The following is a 16233-nucleotide window of genomic DNA, read 5'->3' as shown; positions in this document are numbered from 1 at the left end:
GCAACAAAAATTACATAGCATTTCTTCATTTATGAAAAATTATTCATAATTCGTCATAATCTATTTACCGCAGTAAGGCTTTTAATTTGTCGATGTCTTTGACAGAGATATGATTGTATTTTGTTTCTATAATGCCTTCTTCAACAAACCACTGAATTTCCTTTCTTATACTTTGTCTCGATATTTTTAAAAGTTCAGCCAAATTTTCTTGTGATAGTTTTAATAAAACTTCGATGCCTTTTTGAGTTTGAGTAGAAAAAAATTCGATTAAATAAATGAGCTGTCGGGCAATTTGTACTTTTAAAGGTTGCGTAGAAGTGTGATAGATATCATTGTCTAAAAGACGTGTTCTCTGGCATACCAATTTTAAAACCTGATATAGCATGCGCGAATTGTGCTGTATGGTGTGCTTAAAGATATGTTCAGGAATGGTTGCTATCACAGTTGCTTCATGTGCAATATATTCATGCTCTAGCGCAGATTCAGAGATAAGATAGACAATATTTAAGAGTGCACCTGTCGGAATAAAACGATGAATAAGATATTTTCCATCGTACGAATTCCAACCTAACTTGAGCACACCACTTAAAACAATAATGAGTTCACGACAGTTTTGATTTCTCGAATAGAGCACTTGTCCTTGATAAAGATGCTTTATCTTAATTTCATTAAATAAGTTCTGCTTTTCTTCAAGCGAACATGCATCCATAAATTCACATTCTGACAGCATTTGTTCTGCCAGTTTTTTATATTCAAAAGTAATGTTGAAATCTTGATAACGATTAACATGAGTTTGATCTAATAAATCTAAAAAATGCTCATAGTTATTTCTTTTTGTCTCGTTATAAACAAGTGTTGTCATTCGCTATCTCACCATCAAATTGAAGCTCTAAAATAGACCATACAACCTCATCGTGAAATTCAAGTTTAATATAAATTTAGATTAAACAATTATATGAAAATCAAGATCTCAAATTTGGATCTTGATTTTCTTTCTTCCTATTTCTTTTAAGAGAACTTAAGACTTAGGCGATGTAATCACTGATAGTTTATCAACACCTACCCGTTCTATGCTGGCCAGTAACTTGGCAACCGTACCATAAGGAACTGTCTCATCTGCATTCAGGTTCAGTGCCAGTTTAGGATTGGCTGCCTTACGCGTTTGAATAGCCTGTTCAAAGTGTTCAAGAGTGATTTTATCTTTATCTAGATAAATTTCCCCTTTGGGATTAACGCTGATGACCACCGCCTTAGTTTGATCTGTCACCTGCGTCGGTGCAGCTTTTGGTAAGTTCACCTTAACAGTGTTTGTCAGTAAGGGCGCCGTAACGATAAAAACAATCAACAGAACCAACATCACATCCACTAAAGGGGTAATGTTGATCTCGCTAACCACATCATCTTGTTCCGATGTTGAAATTGCCATTATGCATATACCTTGTTTTTATTTTGAGTATGACTTAACTCGCTAGTGGCTGGAGTGATGGTATTTGTTGTTTTCGCCTTGACTGTCTTAAGCTGGAAACCTGATTTCTGATTTAGGCTCACAAAATCGGTCGCAAAGTCATCCAGTTCTGCGCCAATAGTTTTTACTTTACGCACAAAATAGTTGTATGCCAGTACCGCTGGAACAGCCACTGCAATCCCGATGCCTGTTGCAACTAGCGCTTCACCAATCGGCCCTGCAACGACATCCATACTGGCATTACCTGAATGTGCAATCGCCTGTAAAGCATGGATAATCCCAAAGACTGTACCAAAGAGCCCAATGAAAGGTGCATTATTACCAATCGATGCGAGCAAGGCAGAGCCTTTTTCTAGCTGGCGACGTTCTGACAAAATTTGTTTACGTAAATGGCGCTCGAGTAAATCTTGACGGCTCCAGCTATGTTGCAAATCTTGATGCGTATCATCGTCTGCATCAGCAAGTGTTTTAAAACCGGTATGTGCAATACGTGCCACTGGCCCTTGTCCTGTTTCCGATTTCTGAATGGCATCTTGAAGATTTTTGGCACTCCAGAACTCTTCGGCAAAGGCTCTACTTTGGCGGTTGGCTTTTTGGGTCTGAACCAGTTTAATGACAATCAAACCCCACGTCACAATTGAAAAAGTAACCAATAACCAGATAGTCCCATCGTGGATCAGGGAGTTGATATCACTCATGTTAAAATTCCTTATAGATCAATATTAAGTTAAAAAATTATTTCGGGAGTTGATAGTGAATTGGAACATCGACCCAACCTTCAACTGGTGTTTTTCCTTTTAAGGCGGGTGAGAATTTCCATTGTTTTACGGTTCTAATCGCCGCACTATCGAGTATTTTTTTGCCGCTACTCTGTTTGACTGTCACGCTATCGGGACTACCATTTGGCAAGACTTTCACCCTCAAGATAACTGAACCTTCCCAACCTCGATCAAGAGCCTGTTCAGGATATTCAGGTGCAGGATTACTCAAATAACCCGCATAGCCTTTTGCTTCTGTAACAGGTAAGTTGTCATCAGCAGCTTTAGCAGGTGCTTCAGCGGGTTTTGAAACTGGTTGCTGAACAGGAGCCGCCACCACATTTTTACTTAAGGGTTCTGCTACAGGTCGTGGTTGTTCTACTGCCTTATGCGGTTCAACAGGTTTAGGCTGCTCAACGTGTTTCTGTACTGGTTTTGGTGGCTCTATCTGCTTTTGTACACGCTGAGGTTTTTGGCTAACAGGCGGAATCTTTGGCTTTTGCACCACTGGAGGGATTTTAGGTTCAATCACCTTGGGTGGTTCAGGTGGTTTAACAATCTCTATCACTACAGGATCAGGTGTTTTAACATCAAGCTGAGGCGTAGGAAGTTGTTTGGCGATATACCAGATTCCCAAATGTGCCGCAGCAACGGCCACAATCGCGATTGCCAAAGCATTCTTTTTTGGCCCAGCAGGATCATTTCCAACATCTACGTTATGTCTAAAAGGATCATTAACCATCGTTGTATGGGTGACCTGATTGGATAATTGCTCAAATAAAAATGCTTTTTTGATCGAGCCTTGACTAAATTCACTCATCAATAACTCCTATTAACCAATTTTGTCTTCGGTCAAAATCCGAAAAATCTGTTCTTTTAATTGATGCAATTCAAAACTTGAACGATTTCGAGGACGTGGCAAGTTGACGGGAATAATCTGTTCAACACGACCAGGTTTGGGTTTTAAAATCACCACACGATCTGCCAAAGTGACAGCCTCTTCCACATCATGCGTAATAAAAACAGTGGTCATTTTTTGTTGAGATTGAATGCGTAGCAATTCATTTTGCATTTGATGCCGTGTTAACGCGTCCAAGGCACCAAACGGTTCGTCTAACAGAAAAATACGCGGCTGCACAACAAGACTACGTGCAATGGCTACACGTTGAGACATCCCACCAGATAGTTGATGTGGATATGCCTTTTCAAAGCCATTTAATCCAATCAATTCAATTGCTTTCTGGACCAGAATATCTTTATCACGTGCAGTTAATGCTTCATTTAATAAACCCAGCTCAATGTTTTGCTCAACGGTAAGCCAAGGAAATAAGCGATGTTCTTGAAAGACTACCGCTCGATCGCCGCCAATCCCGCTTACATCGGCACCATCAATTAAAATCCGACCATCAAAATCTTGATCAAGTCCAGCCAAAAGACGTAAGAGCGTAGATTTACCGCAACCACTGCTACCCACAATCGCAATAAACTCTCCCTCTTTAATTTCTAGATTAAAGTCATGAATGACTTTGACAGGTTGTTGATTAACAACAAAAGACTTATGAACATGGTGAAATGCCACACGTGTTTGAGCATTAGATTGAAATGAATGGTGATGTTTTTCGGTATTTGTATTAAGGGTAATCGTCATGGTCTGACCTCAATTTTTTCGCCAAGATGTTGCGTAGTTTTCAGTTATTTTGCCCAGCCATGCCAGAATCGCGCCCAAACCAGCGACTAAAACGGTTGCTGCTATTACACGCTCCATTTCAAAGTTTTGCTGTGCTGCCATCATATAGCTACCTATGCCAATTCCAGAGCCCATCAAGTATTCAGCTCCAAAAGATGCCATCCACGAATAAAGTAATGCCAGTCGAAACCCAGCGAACATTGAAGGTGCAATGCTAGGTAAAATCAAAAGCGTTAAGCGTTGAAGCAATGTCATTCTTAAGGTGCTTGAGACTTCAACGAGCTGCATTGGAATGCTGGACATGCCTTTCCATGTCGCAATAAACATAGGAAAAAATGTCGCTATTGAAATGAAAACAATTTTTGATAAATCTTCGAGTCCGAACCAAGCTGTCAGTAGTGGAATCCAAGCAAAAATAGCGATTAGACGTAATGTGTTGAGTGTGGGTGCCAATAGATTTTCAATCTGTTTAAATAGCCCCACCACAATTCCTACTGAAGCACCAATTAACCCACCAATAAGTAATCCCAAGATTGCGCGATAAAGGCTGTAATACATGGCAGTGGTGAGTGAAAAATCTTGAATGCCTAACCACAGTGCCTTTAATACTGCCCATGGCGCAGGTAAAATTTGACTCGAAATTAAGTCAAACCCACTGCTCATTGCCCAAAGCGCTATTAAACTCAAAGGCAAAACCCATGACTTGAAAACATCGGTGCGGCTTTTTTTGTGAAAAGCATGAGCACTTAAAGCAGCATGTGGCCAGAACACAAACTTACGTTCAATTCGATGTAGGATGAAATCGAAAATAATTCCCACAGACGCGATCACAAAAATCGTGACAAAGACGATATCGAGCTGAAATAGCTGACGGCCTGTCACCATCAAATATCCAATACCTTCCGATGAAGCCAACAACTCAACAGCAATCAGGCTTGTCCAACCTGCTGCAACAGCTAGTCTTAAACCCGTAAAGAAATATGGAAGTGTTGCTGGCAGTACAAGTTTTGTGAGTAGCGTTAGACGATTAAACTGTAAAATTGCTGCCATTTCTTTGAGCTTGGGTTGAATATCACGTACCCCTGCCTGAGTATGTAAGGCAATCGGCACCATCGTAGCTTTGAAGATTATGAAAATTTTTAAACTATTTTCGATGCCCAGCCAGATCATTAGCAGAGGCAACCAAGCCAATGTTGGGATAATCACCAACGCATAAAACGTTGCCGATAGGTATTGTTCTGCAATACGGCTATAGCCAAGTAAAACACCCAGAAATACGCCGCCTAGCACGCCTGAAAATAAACCAAGACCAAAGCGCTCAAGACTGATCGCAAGCTGTGACCATAGATCTTGAGATGAGATTTCAACAAAAGAATTCCACGTGTCTTTTGGGGTAGGTAAAATTTGAGCAGGCATCCATTGTTCGTTTGACGCGATCCACCAAAGTAAGAATAAACAAAGAGGTACAATCCAATAGATCGCAAGCGAGTTAAAATACCCAACAGAAATTAACCATTGTTTCTTGGTATTCTTCCAGACAATGCCGGATGAGTTTTTTTGCGAAATTATTTCTTTCATATCTCGATACATATCCATACATTCTGCTTTTATTGAACTCTTAGAATGTTTAACTAAACGTATACCTGATGATCATCTGTTCACGGCATTCAGTTCTGATGTGAGACGTGTTGTGATCACCTGTGGTGTTATGCTCTGGATGAGTGTAAAGAGAGATGTTTTGTTTAACTGTCTACACAGGTACAAAGATCAGAAAATATTTTTATTTATAAATATGAGATAAAGATAAGGTATTTAGAAAACCACCTAGATAAAGCTGTCTTTTGACTTTTTCCCTTAAAATTTTTGTTTAAATGTCATATCTAATCTAACCAAGATTTATAAAATAAATTTTATAATTTAAATAATGGATAACTAAATATGGATCGTTTTAAAATTATTTTATTTATTACAAGTACATGTTTAACAACAACTCTTTATGCAAAACAACAAGCCGTCTGTGTTTTTGACCCAATTGGTAAATCGGGAGATGCTTTCGCTTTAGCCAAAGATTATGCACTTGAGGCCAAAAATTGGGGAGCTGATATATCTTTAAAAGCATATGTTGATGAACGAGTTGCGGCTGAAGATTTAAAAGTTGGAAAATGTGATGGCGCTATTATTAGTGGCTTACGTGGGCGTCAGTTTAATAAATATACAGGATCTTTAGATGCTGTTGGCGCATTAACAAATATGAAAACAGCAATTAATGCCTATAAGCTGTTGTCCTCACCAATGGCCGCAAAAAACATGGTTGTAGGTCCTTACGAAATTGCAGGTTTAGGCACAATTGGCCCTGCATATTTATTTGTAAATGATAGAAGTATCAATACGCTCGCTAAAGCTGCCGGTAAAAAAATTGGGGTATTTAAATACGATGAAGCCCAACCTAAGCTTGTTCAACATGTTGGAGGTCAGGCTGTATCGGTAGACGTCACAAATGCCGGTGCAAAGTTTAATAACCATGAAATTGATATTGTGCCCGCTCCTATTGTGGCATTTAAACCTTTTGAGCTACACAAAGGTCTAGGTGAGAAAGGAGCAATCATTCGTTTTCCTTTAACTCAAATTTCGGCAAACTTCATTATTCGTAAAGATCAGTTTCCAGCAGGTTTTGGGCAAAAGTCGCGGGCTTGGGTAGCCAGCCAATTAAATAGAACCTTTGGCATTATTGCTAAATATGAAAGTGATATTCCCGCGAAATATTGGATGGATATTCCTAAAAATGAACAATTAAACTATATGAAAATGATGCGCGAGGCACGAATACAGCTAACCAAGGCAGGTATCTACGACCCTAAAATGATGAACTTTTTGAAAAAAGTGAGATGTAAAGAAAATCCAAGTAATTTTGAATGCGCGTTAAATGATGAATAAGTACTTAAGCAATCTCTCCTGTTCATCTGGTTTGTTCAGATCTAAAAAATGAACCATTGTCCTGTTAATATCAAACAAAAATATGTGGGCATCTTGTTTTGAGGTATTCAAGTTCGTTATTAAAAGCAAATGGGCTACATGGTTCGTAGCCCATTTCAGCAATGTTAGATTTATCTAAATTGAGCACATATTAAAAATCTTATGCTTAAAAGCATTAGTTAGATTTAATAATTTGCGAATCAGTAAGTTCTTTGATTTTTGCTTGGTCATAACCTAAAGAAGTAAGAACCTCTATAGTATCTTCACCAACTTCCGGCACGTTTTCACGTACACCGAAACGTTGACCATCCATCGTAAATGGTAATAAAGGAACCTTTACTTGCTTACCATTTTCTAGCACTACTTTCCCCATCCCACCTGATTGATTTAAATGAATATCTTCAAATAAATCTTCTGGGCGTTGGATCGGTGAAAAAGGTAAACCAGCTTGTTCACATAGTTCCATTACTTTTGTTTTGTCTAATTGGCTAAGCGTCTCACGAATAATTGGATGGATTTGCTCACGTGCTTTTACACGTTGGTTATTTTGAGCAAAATCTGGATTATTTTTTAGGGCTTCTAAGCCGAAAGCATCACAGAAAGCCAGCCACTGCGAGTCCGTAACTACGCCAATAAAGACTTGTTCATTATTTTTAGTGTTGAAAACATCATATACTGCCCAAGCTGAAACACGATTTGGCATTGGAGCTACAGGCTTATCTGTAACTGCTCTTTGCATCATGTGCTGTGCAACCAAAAATGCAGAGTTTTCGAATAAACCAGTTTCAACAAGCTGACCTTGGCCAGTTAATTGACGTTGGTATAAAGCTGCAACGATTGAGTAAGCACAGAACATTCCGCCCATCACATCATTAACAGATGCTCCAGCACGTAATGGACGTCCCACAGGACCAGTCATATACGCAAGCCCTGTCATCATTTGTACGACTTCATCCAAGGCTGTCCGATGTTCATAAGGACCGGGTAAAAAACCTTTCATTGAACCATAAATAATATCGGGCTTAATTGATTTAACCCCTTCATAATCGAGTCCTAGTTTTTTCATCGCTCCGGGTCTAAAGTTTTCAATCACAACATCCGCAGTTTTGATTAAGTCCTTAACAAGTGACATTCCTTTTTCACTTTTAATATCAACTGACAAACTTTTTTTATTGCGATTATAAGTCATCCAGTAACCCGCACCCGACCCCATAAGTCTGCGAGTGTTGTCACCTTGAGGCAATGGCTCAATCTTGATGACTTCAGCACCTAAGTCTGCGAGAAGTAAACCACATGCAGGTCCCATAACCATATGTACGAATTCTAAAACTCGGATTCCAGCCAGTGGGAGTTTCTTTTCATCTTTCATGTTATTGGTCCTTTGCATATTTAAAATTTTTACCTACGCCTGCATCTGGAATAAATCCGTAGAGTGGTTCTCCTGGTATTCCTTGCTTTAACCATTCGCGAGCTTCAACAAGTCGATCAATATCAATACCGGTACGTAATCCCATGCTTTCTAACAGGTAAACTAAATCTTCAGTGACAATATTGCCTGATGCACCAGGTGCATATGGACAACCACCAATGCCGCCTTGCGAGGCATCAAATGTAGTCACACCCACTTCAATTGCGGCTAAAACATTCGCCAGACCTTGCCCACGTGTATTATGGAAATGTGCGCTACCTGCTAAATTCCCTACTTCCTGTTTTAATTTTTTAAATAGACTGCGGACTTGGACAGGATTTGCATATCCAACCGTATCTGCTAGACCAATCTCATCTACGCCTAATTGGGCCATTCGTTGAGCCATCGTTAGGACTTCATTTTCCGTAACTACACCTTGAATCGTGCAGCCAAAAACTGTTGATAGACCTGCTTCTATTAATATTTCTGGATATTTTTCATTTCTCAGCTGAATGATTGAATTCACTTCTTCATAAACTTCAGCATGAGTTTTACGGATATTTGAGAGTGAATGAGGTTCACTCACTGAGACAGGGATCGTAATTTTTTGAACCCCAGCTCTAAATGCATTTTCGGCACCCTTTAGATTTGGGACTAAAGCTGTAACGAATACATCTTTTAAAGTCAAAGTGTGTTCAACCAGCTCTCCGCAATCCGCCATTTGTGGCAGCAATTTTGGAGATACAAAAGATCCAACTTCTATTTCAGTTAATCCTGCTTGAGCTAAAGCTGAAATCCATTTTTTCTTCATATCGGTTGGCATGGTTTGTTTAATACTTTGCAAACCATCGCGAGGTCCAACCTCACTCACCAATATATCGATGTCCTTTGAATGGCTCATATGCTTACATTTCCTATTGCACAAGAATATTTTTACATACAACGCAGAAGCGTTCTATCTAATAGAACATAGTTCTATTTTTAATGCAAATTAAAAATTTTATCCCCCCATGACAAATTCAATTAATTTTAAAAACACTTGACATGACTCTAAATTAGCTAAAAAATAATAATTAATAGAACATCGTTCTGTACAGTAGAACTATAAGGATGCATGTATGAATCTTTTTGTTTCCCTAAAAGAGTTACACACTAAAGATGGAAATTTGTTTGATAGAGATATCTCATCGAGTCGAATTTTTATTGCTGATTATAGAAATGGAATCATGCCATTAGAAAATTTTGGTAAGCCGATGTTTTTTCAACACTAATTTCTACTTAAAGTTTATTTCTTAAGTAAATCAAGGATTGATTTATGTTAGTCTTTTTAAGTTACAGCATGATCGCTGTATTTATGTATGCGGTAATGTCGAAACGCTTATCTGCGCTTACAGCTTTAGTACTTATTCCAGTAATTTTTGCTCTTCTGACTGGTCATGTAGCAGACATGAGTAGCATGATGATTGATGGGATTAAGTTACTTGCTCCCACTGGCATCATGATTACCTTTGCAATTCTATATTTTTGCATGATGACAGATGCTGGTCTCTTTAATCCGCTCATTCAATTCATCATTAAAATCGTTAAAGGTGATCCGCTAAAGATTGTTGTGGGCACAGGTATTCTTGGAATTTGTGTCGGGTTAGATGGTGACGGTGCAACGACTTATATTATTGTTGCAACAGCATTATTGCCTTTGTACAAAAAAGTTGGAATCCGACCACAAGTCATGGCAACTGTTCTATTGCTTTCAATTGGGGTAATGAATATTTTACCTTGGGCTGGCCCATTTTCTAGAGCTGCGAGCGCACTTAAAGTCGATCCGACTGGACTCTTTTTACAAATGTTGCCAGTAATGTGTGCTGGTCTTATTTGGGTAATATCTGTCGCTTTTTATCTTGGCTTAAAAGAAAGAAAACGCTTAGGCATTCATGAGATTACGCCAGATGACGACCTTATACATGAAGAACCAAATACGAAAAGTTGGAAATCATGGTTTAACCTGATACTTACTATTCTTCTCGTTTTTTCAATGATTAAAGGTTATTTACCTTTAGCTCCTCTGTTCATTTTGGCATTCTGTATCGGTTTAGTGGTTAACTTCCCTGAATTATCTGAACAGAAAAAATTAGTCGCAAAATATGCCGATAGCGTTTTAGCAGTGTCTTCTCTGATCTTTGCTGCTGGTATTTTTGTAGGAATCATGACAGGTACAGGCATGATTGAAGCTATTGCTCAGCATTTAATCTCAGTTATTCCTGAAACGTCTGGATCTTATCTGTCATCGATTACTGCTTTTATCAGTATGCCATTTACCTACATTTTGACGAATGATGCTTTCTATTTTGGAATTTTACCTATTCTTGCTGAAACGGCTTCACATTATGGTATTAGTTCGAATGAGATGGCTATCGCAAGTTTAATCGGACAACCTATTCACTTGTTAAGCCCAATGGTTGCCTCTACTTATCTATTATGTTCTTTAACTAATGTAGATTATGGTGAAAATCAAAAGGCATCCATACTCTGGTGTACTGGAACCTGCATAGTGATGTATCTTGCTGCTCTAGTTATCGGACTTATATAAATCAATAAAAGTGCTTTCAATATTTGAAGGCACTTTTATATTCTTCTATGTTTTATCTCACTGCATACTGACATTCACTAAAAAATCTATTTCATCTTTTAAATTACAGCTATACTTATTTATTCCTAAAACACTTAAATTTAATTGAGTTTTTATATTTTTGTATGACGAAATCAACACAAGATCCTGATAGCCAAATGGATAAGCAAAATTCAGGTGTAGCTGCCGTAGATAGAGCATTACTTATTTTAGATGCTTTTGATATAGATAGCCCTGTCTTATCTCTCGCAGAAATTTCACGCCGTACAAAGCTATATAAAAGTACTATTCTTAGATTACTGAGTTCATTAGAACGTCATGGTTATGTCGTCAGAAATGAAGATGGTCAATTTTCTCTAGGCATAACTCCTTTAAAATTATCAAGAATTTATCAAAATTCTTTTAATATTAAAGATGTGCTTTACCCTGTATTAGAAAGAATCACCAAAGAAACTGGTGAAACTTCTTCATTTTATATTTTAGATAAAGATAAGCGCGTAGTTTTGTTTCGCATTGAACCAGCTCGATCTGTAAAAGTTTCAATCTCTGAAGGAGATACCTTCCCAGTGAATGTTGGGGCTTCTGGTAAAATTCTTCGTGCATTTTCTCAAACTGAAGTGGATGAAAATCTAGAGCAAATCCAAAACCAATTTTGGGCAAGTTCATTTGGAGAACGTGACCCAGAGACTTCTTCGTTATCTGTACCTGTATTTAGCAATGGTAGACAGTTACAAGGGGCGCTTACCATTTCAGGGCCTTCGGAACGTTTAACACAAGAAAAAATTACCGAAAATACTTCTCTTTTACTTGAGTGCAGCATCCAAGTGTCAAAGTATTTGGCAGGAAGTATTTATGGTTTAGAAGATGCTTTAAAACTTTTAAAAGCGCCTAATTAAAATTTTTCTTATTTCAGGCAGTTCTTTTTTAAAGTAACTGCCTATTATTTCCAAGCTAATTTCAAACAAGCCTTTTATAATAAATCACTGTGCCGTCATAGTTCCCGTTTGAACTTAATGCAAAATTTGGAATTACACCCACACGAACAAATCCAATTTTGCTATATAAAAGTTCGGAAACATCGCCTTCCCGTGTGTCTAAGACAAGTAAGCGCAGACCATTTTCTCTTGAAAACTTTTCTAGTTCATTCATTAGAAATATTGCTATTCCTTGTTTTCTTGCCGATGTAAGCACCATGAGTTTTTCAACTTCAGCTCTGTGAACGCCGTTCTTTTTACTCACCAAGGACAATTGAACAGTACCTACAATTTTTCCTTGTTGAATGGCAATCCATAGACGGCTATTACCTTGTGCTAATTTATGGTTGACCTCACGCCAATAATTTAAGACTTCGTTATTTTCTATCGGAGCCAGGAAACCTATTGAAGCTCCGCTATTGATAGAGTCTTCTAACAATAACGATAAGTCTTCTTCATAATCGCCAATTTCTTTTATTTCTAAAATTTCAATGTCTTTCATATTTTTTCTCGAAGTTATTTGAATAAAATTTACTATGATAGCTCGTAATATTTAATTAGAATTTAGCATGGGTATAATGAAATAAATATTATGATTTCTAAAACACAAACACTATTTAGAAATGTGATTGAGTTTTAAGCTTCAACAGTAAAGAGCTTAAATAGACATAGAGTAATAAACAAATGGAAAGAATAGAAATATTTAACGCTCAGCATCTTCAAGCTGCTTGTAAGATCTTGGGTGATACACAAAATGGGCTTACTGGCTCTGAAATTGGTTATATACTCGCTGATTGTCGATTGTTAGATACCGATCCACATATGACAAAATGGAAGCGTCTTTTTAATGCATTGGCAGCAGCTCAAAATAAACATCAATTCGGCAACCATTTAATTATGTTTATTACAAGAGCTTTGAATCCTGTTAGCTATTCAAGAGATAAAGATAAATTTCTTTGGCGTAAAAATGAGCTAAATGTTGTTCTTTCATTTTCTGGTTTTCATATAGGTGATGATGGTAAAGTCCGTAGAGTTTCTAAAGAAGCCACATTAAAAGGTGCATTTGCTCGAGCGAATGCTTTGAAACATGCACTTGAAGATAGAAAAGCTCATCCTGAAATTTTTAAATATTGTCAAGCTGAACTTTTAAATGACAATTATTTTCATGCTGTACTTGAAGCAATTAAGGGTATTGCAGAAAGAATAAGAAAACTTTCTGGTCTTGGAACTGATGGATCTGAATTAGTAAATACTGTTTTTTCAGTTAAAGCTCCTCTTTTAATAATAAATAACTTACAGACTGAAACAGAGATTAGCGAACAGAAAGGTTTTAGTAATATTTTAATAGGCTTATTTGGAACAGTAAGGAATCCTACTGCTCATGCCCCTAAAATTATATGGCAAATGTCAGAACAAGATGCGCTAGATATTTTTTCATTGATATCATTTGTTCATCGAAAGTTGGATATGACAACTAAAGTCTAGCTTCACTTAATGATTTGAAATAGGGTTAAAGAAAAATCAGTAACCCATAGCTTGGCAATATTGTCTAAATGCAATACCGTTACATAATTCCAGCTTAAGAATATTTTCAAAATGATTAAAACCAAATTGTGCTTGGTTCAATTGTACAGTTATCCTAGCACAATTAAGAGCATCATTAAGGCTTTGTGCTGTAAGTGCTCCCCTAATTGTATTTTCAAATTCAGAAATAATTTTAAATGATTCCTTCCGATATCTATCTAAAAGATGAAGATTTCTGTAATGATTTTGAATAATATTAAATAAGTATGAAGGGATTATATTGTTTGGATTATTTAAGTAAAAACTAACATCAAAAGTATTATTTAAATAATTAACACTGGCAAATAAAAATTGCTCTGAGGGTAAAAGGTGCAGATAAGGGTTTAAAAATTCAAATACTCCATTCGTCATCCATTTTGTTGATTTATAACTATTGCACTGAGAACAAGCAGGAAAAAGATTCTTAGGGTGAACAGCAAACTCTGGGAAATTATCTTTGGGCATGATATGGTCTAAAGTATTTATGCTGTTTATTGCACAATATTGACAGGTATGTAGCTCATAATTATTAGGTCGCGTGATAATAGCATTTTTCAAAATAGTAAATGGTCTAGTATCATATTTATATAGTTTTAAAACATCAGATTTTTGACTGTCAGAAAAATTTATGTTTGAAGTGACAGTATGTAAATTATTATACAAAAAAGCTGTATCATATATTGAATACGCTTGGAGTATAATTGGTGATAAATTTAAGATTCTATCTTTATAATATGGAGGAGTTTCGTCCTTACCTTTACGTTTTGAATTAATAACTAAGGTTAGAAAACTTGCACTAGATTTTTGATATGAAGTTAGGTTAATCATATTAAATCACTACCATACATACTCTTTAACAACACAGTAAGATTTAAACTTAGAGGAACGTCATTTGATTTTAGTAAATTGATAATTTGTTCAAAAGAATAGCCCTGTTTAATTAATAATTCTAACTCAGTTTTAAATTGAGATGTCGTGTCCCTTGCTCCAAAAATATCATCAGTTATTTTAGTTAAATTTTCTCCAAATGTTTCAATAGAAGGGTGTTTTGCACTTAAAACATTATTTTCATTCCTTACTACATAAACATTTTTCGACAAAATACCTTGAACAATTATTGGTGAATGAGTAGCAATAATACAATATGATTGGAATTTTTTAACTAATAAATGAATACTATTTATAAGCTGAGAAATGGCATTTGGATGTAAATGAGTTTCTGGTTCATCAAATATAATTAATGAATCATACCGAATATTAGCTAATATTTCTGTTAAGATATATATAAAAATTGCCTGTCCAGAACTAAATGTTCTTAAAGAATTATTAAATTCTTCAAAATTTAATTTATAATCAAAAATTGAAAGATCCCAAGTTTTCCACTGTTTAACCAAGTTTTCTGAAAAGAATTTTTCATTAATTTCACACCAACTTTCAAACCTTTTACTACTTTGAACTTTCATAATTGATTTAAAAAATCTTTCATTTAATTCTTTTTTATTAAGAGTATGATATTCACCATTATTTTTCTGTCTTAACCCACAATAGACATAATTTATTTTTGACGAACTTTCAGGAATAGTAAACTCATCAAAAACACTATAAGAAACAGCTATTACTTTACTAAAGAGTGGTATTTTAGGTAGGAAAACATTTATATTAGAATTTGCTATATCAATCGGAAGTCTGGATATTAGTTGTGTTTTACCAACCCCATTCTCTCCAATGAGAGTATATATTCTCATTGGGATTGTAGACCTATCTTTAAAATAAAAAGGTATTCTCAAAGGATCAATATCTTTTGAATAACTTAGTTGATAAAAATATTCAAAAGAGTAAAGATTACTCATATCATAATTATCAACCATATAGCGAGCTTGGCGCATCAACTGCTCCTGCTCATCATATCTTATCAGACTGTTTTTAAAATCATTAATATCTTCAAATTCTTCACATATTTGTGGAAAAAAGGCAACGTCATTAAGAGCTTTCAGGATCGATAAGTATTGATCTCCAAATAGTTTTTTAATATTATGATAATAATCAATTTTCTCACCTAATGAGCAATATTCATTGTTTAACATTTTAAAATCATTAGATATGCTTATTGTTGTACTTTTAGAAAATTTTGAAATTATTTTTAAAGGACCTATAGTTTGATACTTACCATTAAATTGGCAAGATAAGTTAAACTCATTTTTATTACCAAAATCATCCCATGAACTTGGTGTAAGGAGAAAATATATTTCGTATTGTGAACTTAATCCATTAATAAAATTTGGCTTATAATCACGACTCACAAAAAAAGGAATTTTATTATCAATAATATCTTTGAGCTTATTATTAATATCCAAGATATCTATTTCAAATATTGATAATCCATTTTCACTAATACCTTTTAGTCGATATTCAATAGAGAAGTTATTTAAAATAGGATTTATAGTATGATAAAAATACTTTATTTCATCCTCTGTTTCATTAACAGCAGAAGAAATTATAGTATTAAGTAATTTTGAAAAATTTATATCTGAATTAATAAAATTATATTTATCAAGAAATATCTCCTCCAATGTCCAATCATCATTATTTATATAGTGTTTAGTTAAATCACCTTTTGCATCTTGGTATCTTACATCCGTAGATGGCAAAGTACGTAAATTTAAAATTAAATCAAAAAAACTTACAGCATCAATTTTTTTAAATAATCTTTCTTCTTGTTTAGCTAAAATTTTTAGAATTTCTAATTTTATATTTTTAGGAAGTTGTAAGCTATTCATAA

General features: G+C 35.7%; 16 protein-coding genes and 1 pseudogene. 5 read left to right on the top strand and 12 right to left on the bottom strand.

Features of this window, described 5'->3' with window-relative positions; all coding sequences use genetic code 11:
- Positions 1 to 64: 64 nt before the first annotated feature.
- The 6 genes from RMB03_RS15310 to RMB03_RS15285 all read right to left on the bottom strand — a co-directional run bounded on the left by RMB03_RS15310 (position 65) and on the right by RMB03_RS15285 (position 5506).
- The gene (locus tag RMB03_RS15310; RefSeq protein WP_005040595.1) at positions 65 to 862 is read right to left on the bottom strand and encodes a Crp/Fnr family transcriptional regulator; all 798 of its coding nucleotides are present in this window, start codon (positions 860 to 862) and stop codon (positions 65 to 67) included.
- Positions 863 to 1018: 156 nt separating this feature from the next.
- Positions 1019 to 1426 (bottom strand): biopolymer transporter ExbD, encoded by a 408-nt coding sequence (locus tag RMB03_RS15305; protein WP_311076817.1) that lies wholly within the window; start codon positions 1424 to 1426, stop codon positions 1019 to 1021.
- Positions 1426 to 2163, bottom strand: coding sequence for a MotA/TolQ/ExbB proton channel family protein (locus RMB03_RS15300; protein WP_311076816.1), 738 nt, complete (start codon positions 2161 to 2163; stop codon positions 1426 to 1428). The genes RMB03_RS15305 and RMB03_RS15300 overlap by 1 nt, the downstream gene beginning before the upstream one ends.
- A gap of 37 nt (positions 2164 to 2200) precedes the next feature.
- Positions 2201 to 3043: an energy transducer TonB gene (locus tag RMB03_RS15295; RefSeq protein WP_311076815.1), complete on the bottom strand. Its 843-nt coding sequence runs from the start codon at positions 3041 to 3043 to the stop codon at positions 2201 to 2203.
- A 12-nt stretch (positions 3044 to 3055) separates the two neighbouring features.
- A complete protein-coding gene (locus tag RMB03_RS15290; protein WP_311076814.1) occupies positions 3056 to 3871 on the bottom strand; it encodes an ABC transporter ATP-binding protein in 816 nt (271 codons plus the stop codon).
- A 9-nt stretch (positions 3872 to 3880) separates the two neighbouring features.
- Positions 3881 to 5506, bottom strand: coding sequence for an ABC transporter permease (locus RMB03_RS15285; protein ID WP_311076813.1), 1626 nt, complete (start codon positions 5504 to 5506; stop codon positions 3881 to 3883).
- A gap of 342 nt (positions 5507 to 5848) precedes the next feature.
- On the opposite strand from RMB03_RS15285, the gene adeT1 reads away from it, so the two are divergent.
- Positions 5849 to 6844, top strand: a complete 996-nt coding sequence (adeT1, locus tag RMB03_RS15280) for a putative multidrug efflux protein AdeT1 (protein WP_311076811.1) — start codon at positions 5849 to 5851, stop codon at positions 6842 to 6844.
- A gap of 214 nt (positions 6845 to 7058) precedes the next feature.
- Here adeT1 and RMB03_RS15270 read toward each other — a convergent pair whose 3' ends face one another.
- Both RMB03_RS15270 and RMB03_RS15265 read right to left on the bottom strand, forming a co-directional pair.
- Entirely contained in the window at positions 7059 to 8252 is a 1194-nt protein-coding gene (locus tag RMB03_RS15270; protein ID WP_311076810.1) for a CaiB/BaiF CoA-transferase family protein, read from the bottom strand.
- Between the two features lies 1 nt (position 8253).
- Complete coding sequence (locus tag RMB03_RS15265; RefSeq protein ID WP_068527804.1) at positions 8254 to 9192, bottom strand: hydroxymethylglutaryl-CoA lyase; 939 nt, start codon at positions 9190 to 9192, stop codon at positions 8254 to 8256.
- A gap of 217 nt (positions 9193 to 9409) precedes the next feature.
- On the opposite strand from RMB03_RS15265, the gene RMB03_RS15260 reads away from it, so the two are divergent.
- The 3 genes from RMB03_RS15260 to RMB03_RS15250 all read left to right on the top strand — a co-directional run bounded on the left by RMB03_RS15260 (position 9410) and on the right by RMB03_RS15250 (position 11813).
- Entirely contained in the window at positions 9410 to 9562 is a 153-nt protein-coding gene (locus RMB03_RS15260; protein ID WP_171499140.1) for a hypothetical protein, read from the top strand.
- A 44-nt stretch (positions 9563 to 9606) separates the two neighbouring features.
- The gene (locus RMB03_RS15255) at positions 9607 to 10878 is read left to right on the top strand and encodes a citrate:proton symporter (RefSeq protein WP_311076808.1); all 1272 of its coding nucleotides are present in this window, start codon (positions 9607 to 9609) and stop codon (positions 10876 to 10878) included.
- 164 nt (positions 10879 to 11042) lie between these two features.
- A complete protein-coding gene (locus RMB03_RS15250) occupies positions 11043 to 11813 on the top strand; it encodes an IclR family transcriptional regulator (RefSeq protein WP_311076807.1) in 771 nt (256 codons plus the stop codon).
- Positions 11814 to 11874: 61 nt separating this feature from the next.
- On the opposite strand, the gene RMB03_RS15245 is transcribed toward RMB03_RS15250, so the two are convergent.
- A complete protein-coding gene (locus RMB03_RS15245; RefSeq protein ID WP_311076805.1) occupies positions 11875 to 12393 on the bottom strand; it encodes a GNAT family N-acetyltransferase in 519 nt (172 codons plus the stop codon).
- Positions 12394 to 12575: 182 nt separating this feature from the next.
- On the opposite strand from RMB03_RS15245, the gene RMB03_RS15240 reads away from it, so the two are divergent.
- On the top strand, positions 12576 to 13376 hold the full coding sequence (locus RMB03_RS15240) for a TIGR02391 family protein (protein WP_311076803.1): 801 nt from the start codon (positions 12576 to 12578) through the stop codon (positions 13374 to 13376).
- A 36-nt stretch (positions 13377 to 13412) separates the two neighbouring features.
- On the opposite strand, the gene RMB03_RS15235 is transcribed toward RMB03_RS15240, so the two are convergent.
- The 3 genes and pseudogenes from RMB03_RS15235 to RMB03_RS21100 all read right to left on the bottom strand — a co-directional run.
- Entirely contained in the window at positions 13413 to 14282 is an 870-nt protein-coding gene (locus tag RMB03_RS15235; protein WP_311076802.1) for an HNH endonuclease, read from the bottom strand.
- Positions 14279 to 15754: an AAA family ATPase gene (locus tag RMB03_RS15230; protein WP_409070625.1), complete on the bottom strand. Its 1476-nt coding sequence runs from the start codon at positions 15752 to 15754 to the stop codon at positions 14279 to 14281. The genes RMB03_RS15235 and RMB03_RS15230 overlap by 4 nt, the downstream gene beginning before the upstream one ends.
- Positions 15740 to 16231 (bottom strand): annotated as a pseudogene (locus RMB03_RS21100) (AAA family ATPase); the annotation flags it as partial. The gene RMB03_RS15230 and the pseudogene RMB03_RS21100, both read right to left, overlap by 15 nt.
- Positions 16232 to 16233: the final 2 nt, after the last annotated feature.

This window comes from Acinetobacter sp. V91_7 (assembly GCF_031799075.1).
GTDB classification, from domain to species: Bacteria; Pseudomonadota; Gammaproteobacteria; order Pseudomonadales; family Moraxellaceae; genus Acinetobacter; species Acinetobacter calcoaceticus.
Note: the sequence above shows the minus strand (reverse complement) of the source record. Positions and strands in the feature narration are given on the sequence as shown.

Excerpts from the sequence above, each read along its gene's own strand:
- RMB03_RS15310 (WP_005040595.1), bottom strand. The coding sequence starts at position 862 with ATGACAACACTTGTTTATAACGAGACAAAAAGAAATAACTATGAGCAT.
- RMB03_RS15305 (WP_311076817.1), bottom strand. The coding sequence starts at position 1,426 with ATGGCAATTTCAACATCGGAACAAGATGATGTGGTTAGCGAGATCAAC.
- RMB03_RS15300 (WP_311076816.1), bottom strand. The coding sequence starts at position 2,163 with ATGAGTGATATCAACTCCCTGATCCACGATGGGACTATCTGGTTATTG.
- RMB03_RS15295 (WP_311076815.1), bottom strand. The coding sequence starts at position 3,043 with ATGAGTGAATTTAGTCAAGGCTCGATCAAAAAAGCATTTTTATTTGAG.
- RMB03_RS15290 (WP_311076814.1), bottom strand. The coding sequence starts at position 3,871 with ATGACGATTACCCTTAATACAAATACCGAAAAACATCACCATTCATTT.
- RMB03_RS15285 (WP_311076813.1), bottom strand. The coding sequence starts at position 5,506 with ATGGATATGTATCGAGATATGAAAGAAATAATTTCGCAAAAAAACTCA.
- adeT1 (WP_311076811.1), top strand. The coding sequence starts at position 5,849 with ATGGATCGTTTTAAAATTATTTTATTTATTACAAGTACATGTTTAACA.
- RMB03_RS15270 (WP_311076810.1), bottom strand. The coding sequence starts at position 8,252 with ATGAAAGATGAAAAGAAACTCCCACTGGCTGGAATCCGAGTTTTAGAA.
- RMB03_RS15265 (WP_068527804.1), bottom strand. The coding sequence starts at position 9,192 with ATGAGCCATTCAAAGGACATCGATATATTGGTGAGTGAGGTTGGACCT.
- RMB03_RS15260 (WP_171499140.1), top strand. The coding sequence starts at position 9,410 with ATGAATCTTTTTGTTTCCCTAAAAGAGTTACACACTAAAGATGGAAAT.
- RMB03_RS15255 (WP_311076808.1), top strand. The coding sequence starts at position 9,607 with ATGTTAGTCTTTTTAAGTTACAGCATGATCGCTGTATTTATGTATGCG.
- RMB03_RS15250 (WP_311076807.1), top strand. The coding sequence starts at position 11,043 with ATGACGAAATCAACACAAGATCCTGATAGCCAAATGGATAAGCAAAAT.
- RMB03_RS15245 (WP_311076805.1), bottom strand. The coding sequence starts at position 12,393 with ATGAAAGACATTGAAATTTTAGAAATAAAAGAAATTGGCGATTATGAA.
- RMB03_RS15240 (WP_311076803.1), top strand. The coding sequence starts at position 12,576 with ATGGAAAGAATAGAAATATTTAACGCTCAGCATCTTCAAGCTGCTTGT.
- RMB03_RS15235 (WP_311076802.1), bottom strand. The coding sequence starts at position 14,282 with ATGATTAACCTAACTTCATATCAAAAATCTAGTGCAAGTTTTCTAACC.